This is a genomic window from Enterococcus pernyi (assembly GCF_045371165.1).
Classification (GTDB): Bacteria; Bacillota; Bacilli; order Lactobacillales; family Enterococcaceae; genus Enterococcus_B; species Enterococcus_B pernyi.
Window position 1 is genome coordinate 1 of record NZ_JBIQDM010000023.1, and the last position, 1,800, is coordinate 1,800.

Sequence of the window (1,800 nt, forward strand, 5' to 3'; positions counted from 1 at the left end):
TTTTGGCAAGACACTTTCTTGATATTCTGCAGATTGTTGTTCAAACAAATCAAAACTTGGCATAGAAACCACTGAGACATCTTTTCCTTGTTCCGCTAATACTTTTTGCGCTTTGACCGCTAGATTCACTTCTGAACCTGTCGCGATCAAGATTCCTTCTGGTTGTTCCCCTTTAGCTGGAGACAAGACATAGGCACCTTTTTTAACCATATCATCCGCCACTTCTTTTGTTGTTGGAAGAACTGGTAGATTTTGACGACTCAAGACTAAGATCGTTGGTGTATCTGTCGATTCCATCGCAACTTTCCACGCCGCACGAGTTTCGTTCCCGTCCGCCGGACGTAAGACATGGACACCTGGCATACTTCTAACCGAAGCCAATTGTTCCACTGGCTCGTGCGTCGGGCCATCTTCACCAACTGCCACAGAGTCATGGGTCAAGACGAAAATAACTGGCGTGTTTTGGATCGCTGCTAAACGCACAGCTGGTCGCAAGTAATCGACAAAGACAAAGAATGTTCCCCCATAGATCCGAGTACCACCATGCAATTGGATCCCGTTCATCGCTGATGCCATCGCAAACTCACGAACACCAAACCAAATATTGCGGCCTTCATAGTGTTCAGGCGTGAAATCTTTGTCTGCTGTCACCATCGTATTGTTTGATCCAGATAGATCGGCAGAACCACCCCAGAAGCTTGGGATCGCTTTTGATAATTCTTGGATAACTTCTTTACTTGAGACACGACTCGCTTGGCTTTCACCTTCGTCGTACGTTGGAAGTTCGGCATCCCAATTCTCTGGTAACTTCCCAGCAAAAGCATCTTCGAATTGTTGCGCTAATTCTGGATACGCTGCTTTGTATGCTGCGAACATCTCACGCCAAGCATTTTCAGCTTTTTCGCCTTCTTCAACCATCGGTTGACGGAAGCGTTCCGCCACTTCTTCTGGTACGGTAAAGTCAGGGTATTCCCAACCATAGATCTCTTTAGCTTTTTGAATGCCTTCTAAGCCAAGTGGTGCGCCGTGAACCGCAGAAGTTCCTTGGTTTGGTGCACCAAATCCGATGACCGTTTTCACTTCGATCAATGTCGGTTTGTCTGTTTCGGCTTTCGCTTCTTCAATTGCTTTTGAGATAGCTTCCAAATCATTGCCGTCTTTGACCAAGATATGTTGCCAACCATAAGCTTCATAGCGTGCGCCAACATTTTCAGTGAAGGCTTTTGAGGTTGGTCCATCTAAAGAAATATCGTTTGAATCGTATAAAACGATTAATTTTCCTAATTTCATATGTCCAGCCATCGAACTTGCTTCTTGAGACACACCTTCCATCAGGTCGCCATCGCCACATAACGCATAGGTATAATGATCAACGACGTTGAATTGATCTTTGTTGTAGGTCGCTGCTAGATGCGCTTCTGCCATTGCCATCCCCACAGCCATTGCGATCCCTTGTCCTAACGGACCAGTCGTTGCTTCGACGCCGTCCGTATGGTTGACCTCAGGGTGTCCTGGTGTTTTTGACTCCCATTGACGGAATTGTTTCAAGTCATCAATCGTCACTTGGTACCCTGCTAAGTGCAACAAGCTGTACAACATCGCTGAACCATGTCCCGCAGATAAGACAAAACGGTCACGGTCTGCCCAGTTTTTAGAAGTTTTCGGATTCACTTTCAAGTGTTTCGTCCAAAGGGCATAAGCCATTGGCGCGGCACCCATTGGTAACCCCGGATGTCCTGAATTTGCTTTTTGTACTGCATCGACACTCAATGTACGGATCGTATTCACACCAAGCTGATC

Annotated in this window: 1 protein-coding gene; it reads right to left on the reverse strand. The window is 46.4% G+C overall.

Features of this window, described 5'->3' with window-relative positions:
* A partial coding sequence (gene tkt, locus ACH0AK_RS14870) for a transketolase (protein ID WP_499797079.1) occupies positions 1-1,800 on the reverse strand: 1,800 nt, incomplete at both ends.